Source organism: Actinosynnema sp. NPDC050801 (genome assembly GCF_040673975.1).
Classification (GTDB): domain Bacteria; phylum Actinomycetota; class Actinomycetes; order Mycobacteriales; family Pseudonocardiaceae; genus Actinosynnema.
This window is the reverse complement of record NZ_JBFAQZ010000039.1, coordinates 22,003-40,083: the sequence shown is the minus strand read 5'-3', so window position 1 is coordinate 40,083 and position 18,081 is coordinate 22,003. Positions and strand designations below refer to the sequence as shown.

Sequence of the window (18,081 nt, the reverse complement as noted above, 5' to 3'; positions counted from 1 at the left end):
AGCGTCCCGCCCTGCCTGCCCGGCTTCGTCCAGCCTAAGGCACCCGAACCCATGTCAAATCGGGCCTCGGTGGGGGTGTGCCGGGGCCGTTGTGGGTGGGTTGGTGGTGGGCCTCGGTGCGGGGGTGGCGGGTCACTTGGGGGTGGGGTTCGGGGTTAGGGGGTTGCTTCCCAGCCGGTTAGCAGGGCGGCGGCTTCGCGGGTGCGGGGGTGGTTCTCGCCTTGGATCTCGACCATTTCGGCCAGGACGGTGCGCAGTTCGGCGATCGCTTCGGCACGTTGGCCGCCCTGGTGGAGGAGTTGGGCGCGTTGTTGGCGGATGCGTAGCGCGCGGGGGTGGTTGGTGCCGAATACGGCTTCTACCGAACGGCGCAGGGTGGTCAGGTCGGTGGCGGCGGCGCGGTCGCCGGCGACTCCTCGCCAGAACGTCAGGTTCGAGCGGTAGGTCAGGGTGGTCGGGTGCGTTTCGCCCAGGGCTCGTTCGGCGTCGGTGGCGGCGGTCTCGAATTCGGTGAGGGCTTGGGGCAGGTCGCCCGCGACGGCACGCCAGTAGGCCAGGTTGTGGCGTGCGATGAACGTGTCGTGGTGACCTCGGCCGGCTACTTCTTCCAGGGCGTCGACGGCTTCCTGGTAGGCGGCGACGGCGCCGGCGGCGTTGCCGCTCTCGCCCACCCATCGGCCCAGACCCAGTAGTGCGTGCAACGTCTGCGCGTCTCGGGGGCCGAGTTCCTCCCGCAGCACGTCGACCAGGACGGTTGCCGCCTCACGGGCACCTTCCGTGTCGCCGGAGAGGCCCAGGCAGAGCACGCGGTCGTCTTCGGCGGATACCCGCAACGGGTGGGCGGCGGGTAGGTCGCACGTGTCGAGCAGGGCGGTCAGCTCGACGAGCGCGGTCTCGATGAGGCCCGTCTCCAACCGGTAGGTGGCCTGGTAGAAGCGGGACCAGAGGGTGTCGACGTCGGTCGGGCCGAGGTGGTCGTGGGCGGCGGCGTGGATCTCGGCGAACTGGGCCATGGCGGTGGCCGGGTCGCCGAGGTCGCCGATCGCCCTGGCCACCTGGGTGCGCAGCACGACCACGTCACGGGGTTCGGTCGCGTGGGTCAGGAGGGCTGAGGCGACGTCACGGGCGGCGGCGGGGCGGCCGATGCCGGCCAGGTGCTGGCCCAGTCGGCGGAGGACGGGGTGCATTCCGCTGGTCCACAGGTGTTCGCCGGCGATCGAGCGGAGCACCTCGGCGTTGCGGTACAGCGCCGCGGCGGTGTCCGGGTCGGCCGTCGACCACTCGCGCTCGATCGCGTCGGCGGCGGCGACGGCTACCGCGGCCAGGTCGGGGACCAGGTCACGTGCGGCGCGCTGGACGAGCGCGTGCGCTTCCACCCGCCCGTGGTGGGTGACGAGGTTGAGCCGGTGCAACGCCCGCAGCGCCAGCAGGTTGCGCCCGCCGTCGAGCAGCACGGCTTCCGGGATGCCGTCCGGCGCGAGCACCGAGACCAACCCGAGCACGTCGACCGCGTTGGGGGCCAACGACTGCGCGCGTTCCACCGCGAGCCGCACGGCGCCGGCGACCGTGTCGCGGTGCTCGTCGGCGGGTGACGTCGGCGGGAACAGGTCGGCCACCCGCTGCCGCCGGTCGGCCAGCAGGTCGAGGTAGGCGGTCACGTCGGTGCCCGTGTCGATGAGGAACGCGGCGGCCTGGGACAACGCCAGCGGGAAGCAGCCGAGCGCGTCCGCGAGCGCGGCCAGCCGGTCGGGGTCGTGCCTGGGGTCGACGGCCAGCCGGGCGGACAGGTAGGCGGTCGCCTCGTCCCGGTCGAACATGCCCACGTCGATCACGCGCGCGTCCGGGCGCAGGAGTGTCGCGTCGCGGCGGCGGGTGGTGACGAGGCTGCGGCCCGTGTCGCCCGCGGGCCAGAGGCCGGCCAGCTCCGCCGGGTCGTCCACGTCGTCCAGCACGACCAGCCACGACGTGCCGGTGGACCGCAACCAAGCCAGGAACAGGTCGGCCTGCGCCTCGTCGTCGGCGACCGCGGCGGACTTCAGCACGCGCCACGCGCGGGCGTAGCCGGCGAGCACGGACTGCCTGGTCCGCGCACCCACCCACACCAGCACGTCCGCGCCCGCACGGTGGAACGCGGCGGTGGCCAACTGCGACTTGCCCACCCCGCCGGGGCCGGTGAGCAGCACCTGCCGGACGTCGTCGGTCCGCAACGCCGCGTCGACCGCGTCGGCCAGCTCGGCACGGTCGCGCAACGCCGCCGCGTCGCTGGGTGGCCGTCCCACGACCACGCGCCCTGACTTCGGGGTGGCGCGGCGGTCCTGCTGCGCGGCACGCCACAGCTCGCGCAGCTCGGTCAGCTTCGGCACGCCGCCGGTCGCCATCGCGACGGCCAGCACGCCGTCGAAGTCGCGCGGCACGGACTGACCGCCGACCCACTCCCCCAGCCGCCGGGCGTTCACCGCGACCCGCCGCCCGGACGGCAGCACGACCGCGCTCGCGCGCCGGGCCACCGCCTCGTCGGACACGTCGGGTAACCGTTGCCGCAACCGCGTCAGCGCCTGCGCGAACGCCGCTTTCGGGTCGCTCACCGCCACCTCCCCAGATGATCAGGAGTCTAGAGCCCCGCACCGGCCCGGAACGGGACCCCGCCGACACGCTCCCACCTGCCGAAACGCATCGGGGCGAGTGAGGACCGGGTACGCACGGCGTTACCTTGCGCGGCAGCCGATCAGAGGGAGTGGACGTGGCGCAGCGGGACGGGAACGGCGCGGTGGCGTGGAGGGTGCTGCTGCTCCTCGGGGTACTGCTGAACGGCATCGGCCTCGTGGCCGGGGTGCCGCTGCTGCCGCTGGTCGGCGCACCGCTCGCGCTGGCAGGCCTGATCGGCCTGCTCGCCACCAGGCGCAAGGCGTCCTGAACCTCCGACGCCCTGCCCACCGAAGGCCGCCCCCACGCCAGGGGCGGCCTTCGCCGTGTTGGGCCGGTCGGCCCAGTCGGGCCCGCGACCGTTGACTTTCCGGACGGGGCTCTGCAACGCTGCGAACCGGTTACGCAAGAAATCGACAACTACGCGGAACTTTCTGACAAGATCCCCGGAATTGCCCTAAGAGAAGGGCCTGCACGACGATGTCAACGACGACACGCGCCGGTTCGCGCCTTGCCGCCTCCCTGCTCGCACTGTCCCTCACGGCGTTCACCCTGAGCCCCCCTGCCGCTCAGGCCGCACCGTCGGCCGGGGTGCTCGACCTCGGCACCCCGACCCGCATCGACCAGGTCAGACTGTCGTTGCCGGACGACGAATCCACGTTCGCCGTCCAGACCAGCCTCGACGGCAAGGGCTTCGCCACCCTGGTGCCGTCCGCCCGACGCGAGGGCGACCGCCAGACGTTCGACTTCGACCCCACGCTGGTGCGCTACGTGCGCGTGGACGGCGCGCAAGTGCAGGACATCGACGTCCGCGAGGCCGTCGACGCCCAGCTCGCCGCCACCTACAGCGCGAGCAGCCACAACGACGTCTACCAGGCGTCCAACGCGGGCGACGCCAACCAGGCCAGCTACTGGGAGAGCGCCAACAACGCGTTCCCGCAGTGGCTGCGGGCCGACCTCGGCGCGGCGATCAAGGTCGACCGGGTCGTGCTCAAGCTGCCGACGGCCGGCTGGGGCGCGCGCACGCAGACGTTGGCCGTGCAGCACAGCACCGACGGCCAGAACTTCGGCGACCTCGTCCCGTCGGCCCAGTACGCGTTCAACCCGACCGCGAACAACACGGTGACGATCCAGTTCACCGCGACCACCACGCGGTACGTGCGGCTGCTGATCACCGGCAACTCCGCCTGGCCCGCGGGGCAGGTCTCCGAGTTCGAGCTGCACGGCCCGACCGGCGGTGACACGCAGGCACCCTCGGCGCCGACCAACCTCGCCCACAGCTCGCCGCAGTCCGGCCAGATCCGGCTGACCTGGTCGGCGTCCACCGACAACACCGGCGTCACCGGCTACGACATCTACGCCAACGGCGCGCTGCGCACGAGCGTCGCCGGCACCGTGCTGGCCCACACCGACTCCCAGCCCGACGGCGTCGCGGTCACCTACCACGTGATCGCCAGGGACGCGGCGGGCAACCAGTCGCCACCCAGCAACTCCGTCACCCGGCCCGGCTCGCCCGGCAACGGCACGAACCTGGCCAAGGGCAGGCCGATCACCGCTTCCTCGCACACGTTCACCTTCGTGGCCGCCAACGCCAACGACGACGACGTGAACACGTACTGGGAGGGCGCGACCTACCCGAACACGCTGACCACGCAGCTCGGCTCCAACGCCGACCTCAGCTCGGTCTTGCTCAAGCTCAACCCGTCGTCGGCGTGGGGCACCCGCACGCAGAACGTCCAGGTGCTCGGCCGCGAGCAGAGCGCTTCCGGCTTCACCAACCTTGTGTCCGCGCGCGACTACGTGTTCAACCCGGCCACCGGCAACACCGTGACCATCCCGTTGACCGCACGGGTCGCGGACGTGCAGCTGCGCATCACGTCCAACAGCGGCGCGCCGGGCGGCCAGGTCGCCGAGTTGCAGGTGTTCGGCGTGGCCGCGCCGAACCCGGACCTGACCGTCACCGCGACCTCCTTCACCCCGACCAGCCCGGTGGAGACCAGCCCGATCACCCTGTCCGCGACCGTCCGGAACGCGGGCACGGCCACCTCGGGCGCGACCGACGTGACGTTCTTCCTCGGCAACGACGCCGTGGGCACGGCACAGGTCGGTGCCCTGGCGGCGGGCGCGTCGGCGACCGCCACCGCGGCCATCGGCCCGCGCGGCTCCGGCTCCTACCAGTACACCGCGAAGGTGGACGAGACGAAGAAGGTCGTGGAGCAGAACGAGGCCAACAACGCCCGCCTGCACCCGAGCGCCCTCGTCATCACGCCCGTGCCCAGCTCCGACCTGGTCGGCGCGCTGAGCTGGTCGCCGACCAACCCGGCCAACGGCCAGAACACCACCTTCACCGTCGTGCTGCGCAACGAGGGTTCGATCGCCACCGCGAGCGGCGCGCACGGCGTCACGCTCACGTTGGCCGACGCCACCACGGGCGCCACCGTGCGCACGTTCTCCGGCAGCCACACGGGCACGATCCAGCCCGGCCAGTCGGCGGCGCCGATCACGTTGGGCACCTGGCCCGCCGCCAACGGCAAGTACACCTTGCGGACCGCGGTCGCGGTTGACGCCAACGAGATCGCGGCACGACAGGGGAACAACGTCAGCACCCAGTCCCTGTTCGTCGGCCGGGGCGCGAACGTGCCGTGGGAGCACATCGAGGCCGAGGACGCCGTCACCGCGGGCGGCGCGCAGAAGATCGGGCCCAACCGCACCATCGGCGACCTCGCCGGCGAGGCGTCCGGGCGGCGCGCGGTGACGCTCAACAGCACCGGCTCGTCGGTCGAGTTCACCACCAACGGCTCGACCAACACCCTCGTCACCCGCTTCTCCATCCCCGACTCTGCGGGCGGCGGCGGTATCGGCGCCACGCTGAACGTCTACGTCAACGGGTCGTTCCACAAGGCCATCGACCTGCACTCGCGGCACATCTGGCTCTACGGCAACGAAGCCGCCCCGGGCAACTCCCCCGGTGCCGGGCCGCGGCACATCTACGACGAGGCGAACGTGACGCTGAACGCCACGTTCCCGGCCGGCACGAAGATCAAGCTCCAGAAGGACGCGGCGAACACCACCAACTACGCCATCGACTTCGTCAACTTCGAGAACGCGGTGGCCCGGGCCAACCCCGATCCGGCCAGGTACATCACGCCGACCGGGTTCGGCCACCAGGACGTGCAGAACGCGCTGGACCGGTTCCGCATGGACACCAGCGGCAACCTGCTCGGCGTCTACCTGCCGTCGGGCACCTACACCACCTCGCAGAAGTTCCAGGTCTACGGCAAGCCCATCCGCGTGATCGGCGCGGGACCGTGGTTCACCAGGTTCGTCGTGCCGACCACGCAGGAGAACACCGACGCGGGCTTCCGTGCCGAGCAGTCGGTGAACGGCTCGACGTTCAGCGGGTTCGCGTTCTTCGGCAACTACACGTCCCGCATCGACGGTCCGGGCAAGGTGTTCGACTTCGCCAACGTCGCCAACATCACCATCGAGAACATCTGGGCCGAGCACATGGTGTGCCTCTACTGGGGCGCGAACACCGACTTCATGACCATCAAGGACTCCCGCATCCGCAACATGTTCGCCGACGGCATCAACATGACCAACGGCAGCACGGACAACCGGGTGGCGAACATCGAGGCGCGGTCGACCGGCGACGACAGCTTCGCGCTGTTCTCCGCCATCGACGCGGGCGGTGCCGACGAGAAGAACAACGTCTACGAGAACCTGTCGTCGCTGACCACCTGGCGCGCCGCGGGCCTCGCCGTCTACGGCGGCTTCCTCAACACGTTCCGCAACATCTACATCGCCGACACGTTGACCTACTCCGGTGTCACGATCAGCTCGCTGGACTTCGGCTACCCGATGAACGGCTTCGGCCCGGAGCCGACGACGTTCAGCGGCCTCACGCTGGTGCGCACCGGCGGTCACTTCTGGAACGGTCAGACGTTCCCGGGCATCTGGATGTTCTCGGCCTCCAAGCCGTTCCGTGGCATCCGGGTCAACGACGTCGACATCATCGACCCGACCTACTCCGGAATCATGTTCCAAACCAAGTACACCGGGTCTACGCCGGAGAACCCGATCCAGGACACCGTCCTGACCAACATCTCCATCTCCGGCGCACGACTGAGCGGCGACCAGTTCGAGCACAAGTCCGGTATCGGCGTGTGGGCCAACGAGATGCCGGAGGCAGGCCAAGGACCAGCAGTCGGCTCGGCCACCTTCAACAACCTCAGGTTCAGCAACAACGCCGAGAACATCCGCAACCGAACCTCAACGTTCACCATCACCATCAACCCCTGACCCGCCACCGATCCACCACCAGGGCCCCTCCACCGACAGGACCCCAACGGACCCGGCACACCCCCACCGAGGCCCGATTTGACATGGGTTCGGGTGCCATAGGCTGGACGAAGCCGGGCAGGCCTGGCGGGCGCTTTATCCGCCAGGCCTGCCCGGCTTCGGCCTGCCTGGGGTGCCCGTAAGGGCCCCATGTCAAATCGAGCCGGCCCCAACCACCGCCCCTCACCCCAACCCGCCCACCCCCTCCACCCGCTCCACCTAAACCACCACTCCACCCCGCTCCACCTAATCCATCCGCTCCACCTAAACCACCCCACCCCAACCACCCCCCGTACATTCGAGCCACAACTGCCCAACCCGCAGGAGGTGCCATGGCCGCGCGCCCACTCGACCGATCCGCCGACGCGCCGCTCTGGCGGCAACTCCAGGACGACCTCATCACCCGTCTCCGATCGGGTGATTTCGACACCGGCTTCCCCGGCGAGCTCGCCCTCGTGGACGACTACCGCGTCAGCCGCCACACCGTCCGCCAAGCCCTCCACCAGCTGCGCGCCGACGGCCTGGTGGTCGCCGAACGCGGCCGCCAGCCGCGTGTGAGCCCGGCCTCCGACGTGGAGCAGCCGCTGGACACCCTCTACAGCCTGTTCGCCTCCGTCGAGGCGGCCGGGCTGGAGCAGCGCAGCGTGGTCCGGGTGCTCGACATCCGGGCGGACGGGGTGATCGCCGACCAGCTCGACCTGGAGGGCTCCACACCGCTGGTGCACCTGGAACGACTGCGGCTGGCCGACGGCGAACCGCTGGCGATCGACCGGGTGTGGCTGCCCGCCGACCTGGCCGCGCCGCTGCTCGGTGCCGACTTCACCCGCACGAGCCTCTACGCCGTGCTGGCCGAGCGGACCGGGGTCCGGCTCGACCACAGCCGGGAGACGATCAAGGCCGTGGTGCCGACCGCCGCCGAACGGGCACTGCTGCACTGCGGGCCGGACGTGGCGTGCCTGTCGATCCACCGACTCGGCCGCGCCCAGGGCCGCCCGGTGGAGTGGCGCCACACGATGGTGCGCGGCGACCGGTACACGGTGTCGACCGAGTCGAAGGCCACCCGCAGCCGCTGAACGCGCCCTCCCCTCCTCACCCTCCCCCGACCCTCCCGACCTCACCCTCCCCTCCCTCCCCGCTTCCCCCGCCTCACGCTGCCGCCTTGCCCTCCCCACCCCGTCCGTCCTAATGTACGGACAAATGACGGAGGCACGGATGAACGTCGAGACGATCAGCACCGAAGCCCTGGGCGATCGCGGCTACCTCGTGCACGACGGCGAAAACGCCCTGGTCATCGACCCTCAGCGCGACTTCGACCGGATCGAGGACCTGGCCTCCCGCCTGGGCGTCCGGATCACCCACGTCGCCGAGACCCACATCCACAACGACTACGTCACCGGCGGTCTCGCGCTGGCCAGGCGGCACCACGCCGCCTACCTCGTCGCCGCCGCCGAGGACGTCGCGTTCGACCGCCACCCGGTGCACCCCGGCGACGAGTTCGACGTGGGCTCGATGAGGCTCACCGCCGTCGCCGCCCCCGGCCACACCGAGCACCACCTGGCCTACGTGGTCGAGCACGACGGGCGACGGGCCGTGTTCTCCGGCGGCAACCTGCTGTACGGCTCGGTCGGGCGCACCGACCTCGTCGCCCCGGAGCTCACCACCGACCTGACCCACGCCCAGTACCGCTCCGCCCGCGCGCTGGCCGACCGCGCCGGCGACGACGCGACCCTCCACCCGACGCACGGGTTCGGCAGCTTCTGCTCGTCCGGGCCCGCGGTCGGGGCCGACGCGTCCACGATCGCCGAGCAACGCCGGTCCAACCACGTGCTCACCGACAACGACGAGCACCACTTCGTGCGGACCCTGATCGCGAACCTGACCGCGTACCCGTCGTACTACTCCCACATGGCGCCGCTGAACCGGAGCGGACCGGGAGCGCCCGACCTGTCCGTGCCCGAACCGCTGCGCGCCGACGAGCTCACCGCGCGGATCGGGGCCGGCCAGTGGGTGGTCGACCTGCGCGACCGCGTGGCGTTCGCGGCCGGGCACCTGGCCGGCACGGTGAGCGTCGAGTACGGCCGGAGCTTCACCACCTACCTGGGCTGGACCCTGCCGTGGGACGAGCCGGTCACGCTGGTCGGTTCCGAGGACGACGTGCGCGCGGCCATCCGCGACCTGTCCCGCATCGGCATCGACCGCCCCGCCGCGGCGATGGGCGACGACCCGGCCGCGATCGCCCCCGGCCACCCGGTGGTCGCCTACCGCCGCGCGACGTGGCCGGACCTCGCCGACCGGGTCACCCGGCCCGTCGTGCTCGACGTCCGCCGCCCCGACGAGCACCACGAGGGCCACGTCACCGACTCCACCAACATCCCCCTCCACGACCTGATCCGCCGCCTGGACGAGGTGCCGCCCGGCGAGGTCTGGGTGCACTGCGCCTCGGGCTACCGGGCCGGGATCGCGGCGAGCCTGCTGCACCGGGCCGGGCGCGACGTGGTGCACCTGGACGACGAGTGGGCCGGCGCCGCCACCGCGGGCGTACCGATCACGACACCGTGACCTCGCTCATCCTCGCCCTCGTGGCCGGAGCCGCCGTCGGCCTGTCGCTCGGCGCGCTCGGCGGCGGTGGCAGCGTGCTCGCCGTACCCGCGTTGATCTACCTGATGGGCTTCAGCCCCGACCAGGCCACCACCGCGAGCCTGGTGGTCGTCGTGGGGACATCGCTGACCGCGTTGACGACGCACGCCCGCGCCGGCGCCGTCCGCTGGCGGCTCGGCGCGGTGTTCGCCGCCGCGGGCATGGTGCCCGCCGTCGCGGCCGGCGTGCTCACGCGGCACGTCCCGGCCGCCTTCGTCACCGGTGCGTTCAGCGTCGTGGCCGCCGCCGCGGCCACGTCGATGCTGCGCAAGTCCCGCGCACCCGCGGGAGACGTGCGCCCGGTCCGGGCCGCCGGCGTGGGCGCGGGTCTGGGTGCGATGACCGGTTTCCTCGGCGTGGGCGGCGGTTTCCTCACCGTGCCCGCCCTGGTCGCGGTGCTGTCGGTGCCGATGACGGCCGCCGTCGGCACCAGCCTGCTGGTGATCACGGTCAACGCCGGCGCCGCGCTCTCCGCCCGCCTCGGCGACCTGGCCGTGCTGGACTGGACGCTGATCGGCCCGTTCGCCGCCACCGCCCTCCTGGGCGCCTGGGACGGCAAGCGGCTCGCGGGCAAGGTCCGCACGACCACCCTGCAACGGACGTTCGCGATCACACTGCTGGCCATCGCGATCCTCATGGGCACGGACTCCGTGCGCCACGCGCTGAGCTGACGCAACGCTGAACTGCTGAACTGGCGCACGCTCAGCTGCCGCACGCTCAGCAAACGCACGCTCAGCAACGCACGCTCAAGCTCACCCACGCTGAGCCGACAGACGCTGAGCCGACGCACGGGGACGGCCCCTGGCCGGGAGAGGGAACCAGGGGCCGTCGCCGATCAGGCAAGGAGGTCAGCCGACCTTGCCCACGCCCGCACCGCCCTGCACGACCGACTTCACGCCGGAGCACGAGTCGAGCACGTAGCCGTACGGGATCGCCTTGACGCTGCCACCCTGGTCACCCGAACCCGAGTTGACCATGTGGTTGTTGCGCGCGACCAGGTTGGCGGGGTCGGAGCTGCCCTCGCCGCGGTGGAACGGGTCCCTGGTGTTCTCGAAGTAGTTGCACTCCACGAGCACGCCCGCTTCCTCCGTGGAAGCCACACCGTACGACGTCACGCCGCCGTAGTAGTTGTTGTAGACGTGCACGGGGTTGCCGAAGCGGACCCGCGGGTGGCGCTGGTTCGTGCCGTCGAACCAGTTGTGGTGGTAGCTGACCCGCAGCTTGCCGCGGTCCTCGCTGCCGTTGTCGTCGCTGTGGCCCAGCAGCATGGACTTGTCGTGGGCGCTGATCTTGTTCCACGACACGGTCACGCAGTCGGACGCGCGCTTGATGTCGATCGCGCCGTCGTAGCCGTTGCGCAGGCTGTTGTGGTCGATCCAGACCCGGGTCGAGTACTGGACGTTGATCGCGTCGTCCTTCCAGTCCCTGAAGTTCAGGTTCCGGATGATGACGTTGGACGCGTTGGCGACGTTCAGCCCGTGCCCGGCGATGGTCGCGCCCGAGCCGACCCCGATGATCGTCTTGTTCGAGGCGACCTTGGTCATGCTGGACAGCGTGATGGTGCCCGACACGCGGATGGTCTGCGTGGTGGTCGACTTGGCGGCGTTGATGAACGCCGTGGCGTCGCTGACGGTCACCGTGCCACCACCGGAGCCACCGGAGGTGCCACCGCACTGCGTACCCCAACCTTCGAGGTTGAACGACGCGGCGTTGGCCGAGGGCACCATGATCACGGACGCGGCCAGGGCCGTCGCCGCGAGCAGCGCGCGGGAAGTCTTGCGAGACATGCGGTTTCCTCCATACGACTGTGGATGAAAAGGGAACCGGCGGCGGTCGAACGGGGCGGTGACCAGGGCTTACATCGGACTCACCACCTCTCCGCGGTGTGCTTGCGGATGTGCTCGACGTCGAACTCGTCGCCGAGACCGGGAGAGGACGTCATGGCGACGTACCCGTCCGCGTCGAGCGGGTCGGCGATCGCGAGCCGGTGGGGCGGCACGCGGTCGAAGTCGTGCAGCGGGTGCAGCAGGCCGCGCTCGTACCAGCGGCCGTTGTCCGTCCCGCCGAGCACGGCCAGGCTCGCGGAGCCGTCACCGTGGATCTCGCAGTCCATGTTGAACGCCTCGGCCAGGTGCAGCGCCTTCACCGTCGGCGAGATGCCGCCGACGTCGGTCGGACCCGCGCGCAGGATGTCGCACGCGCCGGAGGTGATCCACTCGGCACGGCTCAGGTGCTTGCCCCAGGCCACCTCCGGCCCGATCACCGGGATGGACAGCTGCTCGGCCAGCCACCGGTAGGAGCTGATCGACGCCTCCTCCATCGGCTCCTCGAACCAGTAGAAGTCCAGCTCCTCCAACGCCCGGCCCAGCTCCAGCGCCTCGGTGCGCGAGTACCAGTGGTTGGCGTCCAGCATCAACGCCACCTCGGGCCCGACCGCCTCTCGCACCGCCTGGCACGCCGCGATGTCCGCGCGCACGCTGGGCGCGCCGGGCACCGGCGGCATCCACGTGTGCAGCTTGATCGCCCGGTAACCCCGCTCCACCAACTGCTTGGCGAACGCCGCGTAGTCGCCGGGGGTGCTCAACCCGCCGGGCATCTCGTCACCGCACATCGTGCTGGCGTAGGCCTGGATGCGGGACCGGGCGCCGCCGAGCAGCTTCCACACCGGCTGCTCGACGCGCTTGCCCACCAGGTCCCACAACGCCGTGTCGACGTAACCCAGCGCCCGGTCCGTGAACCGGCCGTGGGAGCCGCGCTGCTTGCGCGCCATCTTGCGCCACAGCCCTTCCCGGTCCCACGGGTCGGCGCCGATCAGCACGGGCTTCACGATCGAGTCGAGCACGGCGGGCCGCAGCTGGTCCGGGTGCACCTGGACGCGTCCGACGACACCGTCGGAGTCGGTGATCTCCAGCAGCGCCTCGCGGACCTCGTGCTCGGGGCTCGGGTGCCGGTGCCCGTGCGGGTCCACCGCGGTCCACGCGGTGGTCGTGAACACCGACACCTCGACGCGCTCGATCACTTCCTGTCCTCCCACTCCTTCTGCGCCTCGGTGAGCTTCTTCGCCATGTCGTCCAGGAACTGCTGGGCGGAGAGTTCGCCGAGGAGCACCTTCTGGTACTGGGGCTCGCTGTCGGTCTTGGTGATCGACGAGTACTGCGGGAGGTAGACCGGCGCGGGCACGAGCACGGTGTCCGAATCCTCCAGCACGCCGAGGGCCATCTTCACGTGCGCGGCCTTGTCGATCCACGCGGCGCCGCGCACGTCGGTGTTGGCCGGGATCTGGCCGACCTTCTCGTTCCAGTAGCTGTTGGACTCCGACGAGGTCAGGAACTCGGCGAACTTCCACGCCGCGTCCTGGTTCTTGCTGTTGTTGAACACCGCGAAGCCGTCGGTCGGGTTGGGCACGACGGTCCGCTTGCCGCTCGGGCCGATCGGCAGCGGGATCGCGGCGACCTTGTCGCCCAGCGCCTTGGTCACGTCGCTGTAGGAGCCGAGGTTGTGGTGCATCATCGCGACCGAACCGCCGGTGAACTGGGCGATCATCTGGGTGAAGCTGTTGTTGACGTCGGCCTCGGGGGTGGCCACCTTGTACAGGTCGGCGATCTTGTCGACCAGCTCGGCGTTGGCCTTGTCGCCCAGCGTGCTCTTGCCGTCCTTGAAGAAGTTGTCGACGCCGGAGTAGGCGTACGCCTCGGTGATCAGCTGGAACACCGAGCCCGCGCCACCGCGGATGGTGTAGCCGTACTTGTTCGCCGCCTTGTCGGTGAGCTTGGTGGCGGCGGCGATGAACTCGTCCCAGGTCTTCGGCGCCTCGATGCCCGCGTCCTTGAACCAGTCCGTGCGGTACCAGATGATGTCCATGTTGGCCGACGACGGCACGATGTAGAGCTTGCCGTCGGGCGCGGTCTGGCGGACGGTCTCGACCAGCGAGGGCAGCAGCTTGTCCTTGAGCGCGCCGCCGTTGATGCGGTCGTCCAGGGGCGCCAACGCCTCCTGGCCCACCAGGTGCGCGAGGTACGAGGTGGTCACGCCACCGACGTCGGGCGTCTCACCGCCGGCGATGGCGGTGTCGTACTTCTGCTGCACCGACGCGCTGGGGATGCCGACGTACTCGACCTTGATCTTCGGGTTCGCGGCCTCGAACCGCGAGATCAGCTCCTTGTAGATCGGCTCACGGGCGGGGCCGCCGTTGTTGTCCCAGAAGGTGATGGTGACATCGCCGTCGGCGCCCGCACCTCCCTCGGACGAGCAGGCGGACAGCGCCAACGCGGCGGCGACCACGGCGACCAGCAGTTTTCTCATGATGCTCCCTATCCCTTCACAGCCCCGGCGCTGAGCCCCTGCACCAGGAACCGCTGCACGACGGCGAAAACCAGGACCACCGGTACGGCCGCGACCACGCCACCGGCGGCGAGTGCTCCGAAGTCGGTGTTGAACTCACCCAACGTGTAGCTCAGGCCGACCGGCAGCGTGAACTTGTCCTGCCGCGTGGCGAACATCAACGCGAACAGGAACTGGTTCCACGCGCCGATGAACGCGAACGACCCGACCGCCACCAGGGCGGGCTTGAGCTGCGGCAGGACGACCGCGAAGAACGCGCGCAGGCGCGAGCAGCCGTCCACCATGGCGGCTTCTTCGAGCTCCACGGAGATGTTGCGGATGAAGCCGCTCATCAGGATCAGCGACAGCGGCAGCTGGAACGCCACCTCCGCGATGATCAGGCCGGTGAGGCTGTTGAGCAGCCCCAGGCCCTTGAAGATCACGAACAGCGGGATGAGCATCATCGCGCCGGGGATGAACTGGCTGCACAGCATCGCCAGCAGGAACACCCGCTGGCCGCGGAACTTGAACCGCGCCAGCGCGTAGCCGCCCATCACCGACAGGATGGTCACGAACACGAGCACGCCCAGGCCCATGACCACGCTGTTGTAGAAGAAGATGCCGAACCCGATGTCGTTCCACACCGTGTCGAAGTGCTCGAACGAGATCGGCCACGGCACGAGCTGCGTGGAGCCGGCCGGGCGCACCGCGAACACCAGCATCCAGTAGAACGGGATGAGCGTGAACAGCAGGTACAGCACCAGCGGCACGTGGATCATCCACGGCTTGCCGGGTTCCTCGGCCACCGCCCGGCGTCGCCGCTTGGTCGGCTGCCTGGGCGGCGGCGGGGTGTCCACCGGGCGCCTGGTCAACGTCTCGGTCATGCTCGGCTCCCGAACTTCGACACCCGCAGGTACGCGATGGAGAAGAACAACAGGATCAGCAACCCGGCGACGGTGAGCGCCGAGCCGTACCCGAAGTTGTGCGAGTCGACCGCCTGCCGGGCCACGTACAGCGGCAGCGTGGTGGTCTGGTTCGCCGGACCGCCGCCGGTGAGGGTGTAGATGAGGTCGACGTTGTTGAACTCCCACACCGCGCGCAGCAGCGTCGACAGGATGATCGCGTCCTTGAGGTGCGGCAGGGTGACGCTGGTGAAGCGCCGCCACCGGCTCGCGCCGTCCACCGACGCCGCCTCGTAGAGGTCCTTGGGGATGCTCTGGAGGTCGGCCAGCAGCAGGATCGCGAAGAACGGCACACCGCGCCACAGCTCGGTGACGACGAGGGCGTCGAACACCGTGTCGGGGTTGCCGAGCACCGAGGTGCCCGGCGAGCCGATGCCCAGCTCGGAGAGCTCCTGGAAGATGCCGGTCGACGGGTTGAGCAGCAGGATCCAGATGCCCGTGGTGAGCACGCCGGACACCGCCCACGGCGAGAACACCAGTGCCCTCGCCATGCCCCGGCCGATGAACGTCTCGTTCACGATCAGGGCCAGCACCAGTCCGAGCAGCAGTTGCAGCCCGACCTCGACGAACACCCACTTGGCGCTGAACGCGAGGCTCTGCCAGAACAGCGGGTCGTCGAACAGCATCTGCTTGAAGTTGTCCAGCCCCGCGAAGCCGTTCTTCCACGGCTGCGTGACGTTGTACCGCTGGAGGCTGTAGTAGACGACGCTCCCGATCGGGTAGACCAGGAAGATCGCCATCAGCACCAGCGTCGGTGCGATCAGGGCATAGGGCGCCCACGTGCGAGTCCTCATGCGGGGTTCCAGTCGCCGAGGTACGCGCGGAGGGTGTGCGCGGCGGCCTGGTCGGCGGTGAGCTGCGGCCGGTCGACACCGGCCGTGGCGCCCGCGCCGGAGTTGCGGAACTCGGCGAACCGGGCGTCGCGCCAGGAGAAGCCGGACATGTCGGTCCACGGCGCGGTCTTCACCGCCGCGGGCAGCTTCGTGTCGCGCACCACCACGGACGCGATGGCGTCCGGGTCGCCACCGGGGTGCCACGGGCGGCCCAGGTAGTAGGTGCCCGCGGGAGCGTCGCTGAGCACCGTCGAGTTCATGATCAGGAACCCGTGGGGGTTGTCCCGGCGCGTGCTGGCGGCGGTGATGTAACCCGCCACGTATCCATTGGGGTGATCGCCACCCCGGTCCAGCGCCCGGATGGTGACCTGGTCGAACACCGCCGTGGCGCGGCCGAAGATGAAGTCGACGTCGCCGACGATCTCGCCGCCCCGGTAGTACTGGCGCGCCCGCGTGCCCACGGCGCGCGTGTCGGCGTACAGGGTGTCTTGGTGGCCGAGGAACCGGACGCGGTCGTAGTACTGCCGGTCACCCGTGGCCTTGACCGCGACCGCCTGCGTGCCGGTGATCTCCGGGTGCGCGGCCCGGTCGAACGAGTTGCTGAACGTCAGGTCGCGGGCGGTGAACCCGTCCGCCTCGATCGTCGCCGTGGCCGAGCCGGTGGTCCCGTACGTGGTCCCGTCGGGCTTCTTGGTGCCGTTGGCGTTGTCGTAGTCGATCACGACGTCGCGCGCGGTGCCGGTGGAGCCCTTGAGGGTCAGGTCGCGCTTGGTCGCGGGCACCCGGACCACCTCGCGGTACACGCCCTTGCCGATGGTGACGGTCGTGCCGGCGGGCGCGGCGTCGATGGCGGCCTGCACCGTGTCGAAGTCGGTGCCCTTGGCCACGTGGTACCGCTCCCGGCCCTGCGCGCCCGCCTTGAGGTTCTTCACCCGCGAGGCGGGCTCCAGGCCTCGGACGAGCGTGGGCGTCCACCCGGCGTCGCTGCCGAGCTGCGCGGTCGGGTTGGCCGCGTTGAACGCGTCCAACACGTCCACCGGCCGGCCGTCGACCAGCGTGCCGAGTTCGGTGATGGCGGTGCCGCCCCAGTTGTAGATCAGGTCCTCGACCGCGCCGCCGCCGGACAGCTTGACGTAGTTGTTCTCCACGTACAGCTTCGACTGCACGCCGACGCCCCAGGCGTAGCTGAACGTGGGTCCGGGCTCGTACAGGTTGTTGTAGACGTGCACCTGGCCGAACCGCACCCGCGGCAGCCGTTCCTCGACGTTGCGGAACACGTTGTGGTGCACGGTCACCCGCAGCTTGCCCGGGTCGGTGGTCGAGGTGTTGGACGAACCGATCAGCATCGTCTTGCCGTGGTCCTCGAACAGGTTGTACGAGGCGGTGACCAGGTCGGTGCCGTTGGTCATGTCCAGCGAGCCGTCGTGCTGCTGGTAGGGGCGACCGAAGTAGCTCGGCGCCGCGCTGTCGGGGTGCGGGTGGTCGGTGAACGTGTTGTGGTCGACCCACACGTTGGTGGCGCGTTGCAGGGACACCGCGTCGTAGTCGGAGTTCCAGTTGCCGTCGGCGCCGTCGGTCGGGTCCCACTGCGGGAAGCAGTCGCGGGTGTCGCGGAAGGTGAGGTTGCGGATGATCACGTTCTGCACGCCGTGCACCCGCACGTTCGCGCCGGTGATGCCCGCGCCGCGGCCGTCGCCGACGATCGTGGTGTCCGAGCCGACGTTGAACGCGATGGCCGCCGCCTGGCGGCGCGCCGACGCCGCGCGGGCGTCCTCCAGCGGGCCGCTCGGTTCGTTCTCACGCCCCCAAACGGCGGGGTCGTATGCGGCCAAATAGCCCGCGAGCGTGTAACCGTCGGTGGCATATGTTGCGCAATCAACCCTGACGTCGATGACGCCGCGCACCTTGATGAGGCGGGGCGCGGGTGCCGCGAGGGCCGCCCGCAGTTCCGCCGCCGTACGCACGACGTGCTCGGTCGTCGCGGCCGATCCACCGGTGGTGCCCGCGCCGCTCGACGCCCAACCGTCACCGGGCTGGAGAACCTGTCTGCCCAGGTCATGACCTGCGTGCGCGGGTGCCGCCGCGATCACGCCAAGGGCGCAGGAGAGCACGAGCGCAGTACTGAGTATCCGCATGACGAGGGGCCTTCCCCGGCGAATTTGTTCATACATGTGAACTCTATCCAGAAGTGCGAACAGAGTATTGCGAAAATGTCCGCCACACGTCAACGACGTAACTTCGTTCGACCGCCGTTCGACGGCTGTTCGACGATCATGTTCGACAGTCCGTCGAATTCGAGTCGATTTCGATGGCGCGACCGGAGCACAGCGGGCGCGGCACAGCGC

The 18,081-nt window shown here is 70.1% G+C and carries 12 protein-coding genes; 5 read left to right on the top strand and 7 right to left on the bottom strand.

The window, feature by feature from the left end; all coding sequences use genetic code 11:
• Positions 1-155: 155 nt before the first annotated feature.
• On the bottom strand, positions 156-2,585 hold the full coding sequence (locus AB0K14_RS39660) for a tetratricopeptide repeat protein (RefSeq protein WP_360466614.1): 2,430 nt from the start codon (positions 2,583-2,585) through the stop codon (positions 156-158).
• A 155-nt stretch (positions 2,586-2,740) separates the two neighbouring features.
• On the opposite strand from AB0K14_RS39660, the gene AB0K14_RS39655 reads away from it, so the two are divergent.
• The 5 genes from AB0K14_RS39655 (at position 2,741) to AB0K14_RS39635 (ending at position 10,292) form a co-directional block, all read left to right on the top strand.
• Positions 2,741-2,914 (top strand): hypothetical protein, encoded by a 174-nt coding sequence (locus AB0K14_RS39655; RefSeq protein ID WP_360466611.1) that lies wholly within the window; start codon positions 2,741-2,743, stop codon positions 2,912-2,914.
• Between the two features lie 209 nt (positions 2,915-3,123).
• Entirely contained in the window at positions 3,124-6,945 is a 3,822-nt protein-coding gene (locus tag AB0K14_RS39650; RefSeq protein ID WP_360466607.1) for a discoidin domain-containing protein, read from the top strand.
• A 371-nt stretch (positions 6,946-7,316) separates the two neighbouring features.
• Positions 7,317-8,057 (top strand): GntR family transcriptional regulator, encoded by a 741-nt coding sequence (locus AB0K14_RS39645; protein ID WP_360464264.1) that lies wholly within the window; start codon positions 7,317-7,319, stop codon positions 8,055-8,057.
• A gap of 139 nt (positions 8,058-8,196) precedes the next feature.
• Positions 8,197-9,543 (top strand): MBL fold metallo-hydrolase, encoded by a 1,347-nt coding sequence (locus AB0K14_RS39640; protein WP_360464267.1) that lies wholly within the window; start codon positions 8,197-8,199, stop codon positions 9,541-9,543.
• A complete protein-coding gene (locus tag AB0K14_RS39635) occupies positions 9,540-10,292 on the top strand; it encodes a sulfite exporter TauE/SafE family protein (protein ID WP_360464261.1) in 753 nt (250 codons plus the stop codon). The genes AB0K14_RS39640 and AB0K14_RS39635 overlap by 4 nt, the downstream gene beginning before the upstream one ends.
• Before the next feature lie 177 nt (positions 10,293-10,469).
• Here the strand turns inward: AB0K14_RS39635 and AB0K14_RS39630 are convergent, their stop codons facing one another.
• The 6 genes from AB0K14_RS39630 to AB0K14_RS39605 all read right to left on the bottom strand — a co-directional run bounded on the left by AB0K14_RS39630 (position 10,470) and on the right by AB0K14_RS39605 (position 17,871).
• Positions 10,470-11,408: a right-handed parallel beta-helix repeat-containing protein gene (locus tag AB0K14_RS39630; RefSeq protein ID WP_360464258.1), complete on the bottom strand. Its 939-nt coding sequence runs from the start codon at positions 11,406-11,408 to the stop codon at positions 10,470-10,472.
• Between the two features lie 80 nt (positions 11,409-11,488).
• The gene (locus AB0K14_RS39625) at positions 11,489-12,640 is read right to left on the bottom strand and encodes an enolase C-terminal domain-like protein (protein WP_360464255.1); all 1,152 of its coding nucleotides are present in this window, start codon (positions 12,638-12,640) and stop codon (positions 11,489-11,491) included.
• Positions 12,637-13,923 (bottom strand): sugar ABC transporter substrate-binding protein, encoded by a 1,287-nt coding sequence (locus tag AB0K14_RS39620; RefSeq protein WP_360464253.1) that lies wholly within the window; start codon positions 13,921-13,923, stop codon positions 12,637-12,639. The genes AB0K14_RS39625 and AB0K14_RS39620 overlap by 4 nt, the downstream gene beginning before the upstream one ends.
• An 8-nt stretch (positions 13,924-13,931) precedes the next feature.
• Positions 13,932-14,825, bottom strand: coding sequence for a carbohydrate ABC transporter permease (locus AB0K14_RS39615; RefSeq protein ID WP_360464250.1), 894 nt, complete (start codon positions 14,823-14,825; stop codon positions 13,932-13,934).
• Positions 14,822-15,697 carry a sugar ABC transporter permease gene (locus AB0K14_RS39610; protein WP_360464248.1) on the bottom strand — a complete coding sequence of 292 codons (876 nt, stop codon included), beginning with the start codon at positions 15,695-15,697 and terminating at the stop codon, positions 14,822-14,824. The genes AB0K14_RS39615 and AB0K14_RS39610 overlap by 4 nt, the downstream gene beginning before the upstream one ends.
• Positions 15,694-17,871 carry a pectinesterase family protein gene (locus AB0K14_RS39605; RefSeq protein WP_360464245.1) on the bottom strand — a complete coding sequence of 726 codons (2,178 nt, stop codon included), beginning with the start codon at positions 17,869-17,871 and terminating at the stop codon, positions 15,694-15,696. Before AB0K14_RS39605 ends, AB0K14_RS39610 begins: the two co-directional genes overlap by 4 nt.
• Between the last annotated feature and the right edge of the window lie 210 nt (positions 17,872-18,081).

Bases quoted from the DNA above. Each gene is read 5' to 3' on its own strand.
- AB0K14_RS39620 (WP_360464253.1), bottom strand. From the start codon at position 13,923: ATGAGAAAACTGCTGGTCGCCGTGGTCGCCGCCGCGTTGGCGCTGTCC.
- AB0K14_RS39615 (WP_360464250.1), bottom strand. From the start codon at position 14,825: ATGACCGAGACGTTGACCAGGCGCCCGGTGGACACCCCGCCGCCGCCC.
- AB0K14_RS39605 (WP_360464245.1), bottom strand. From the start codon at position 17,871: ATGCGGATACTCAGTACTGCGCTCGTGCTCTCCTGCGCCCTTGGCGTG.
- AB0K14_RS39650 (WP_360466607.1), top strand. From the start codon at position 3,124: ATGTCAACGACGACACGCGCCGGTTCGCGCCTTGCCGCCTCCCTGCTC.
- AB0K14_RS39610 (WP_360464248.1), bottom strand. From the start codon at position 15,697: ATGAGGACTCGCACGTGGGCGCCCTATGCCCTGATCGCACCGACGCTG.
- AB0K14_RS39645 (WP_360464264.1), top strand. From the start codon at position 7,317: ATGGCCGCGCGCCCACTCGACCGATCCGCCGACGCGCCGCTCTGGCGG.
- AB0K14_RS39630 (WP_360464258.1), bottom strand. From the start codon at position 11,408: ATGTCTCGCAAGACTTCCCGCGCGCTGCTCGCGGCGACGGCCCTGGCC.
- AB0K14_RS39640 (WP_360464267.1), top strand. From the start codon at position 8,197: ATGAACGTCGAGACGATCAGCACCGAAGCCCTGGGCGATCGCGGCTAC.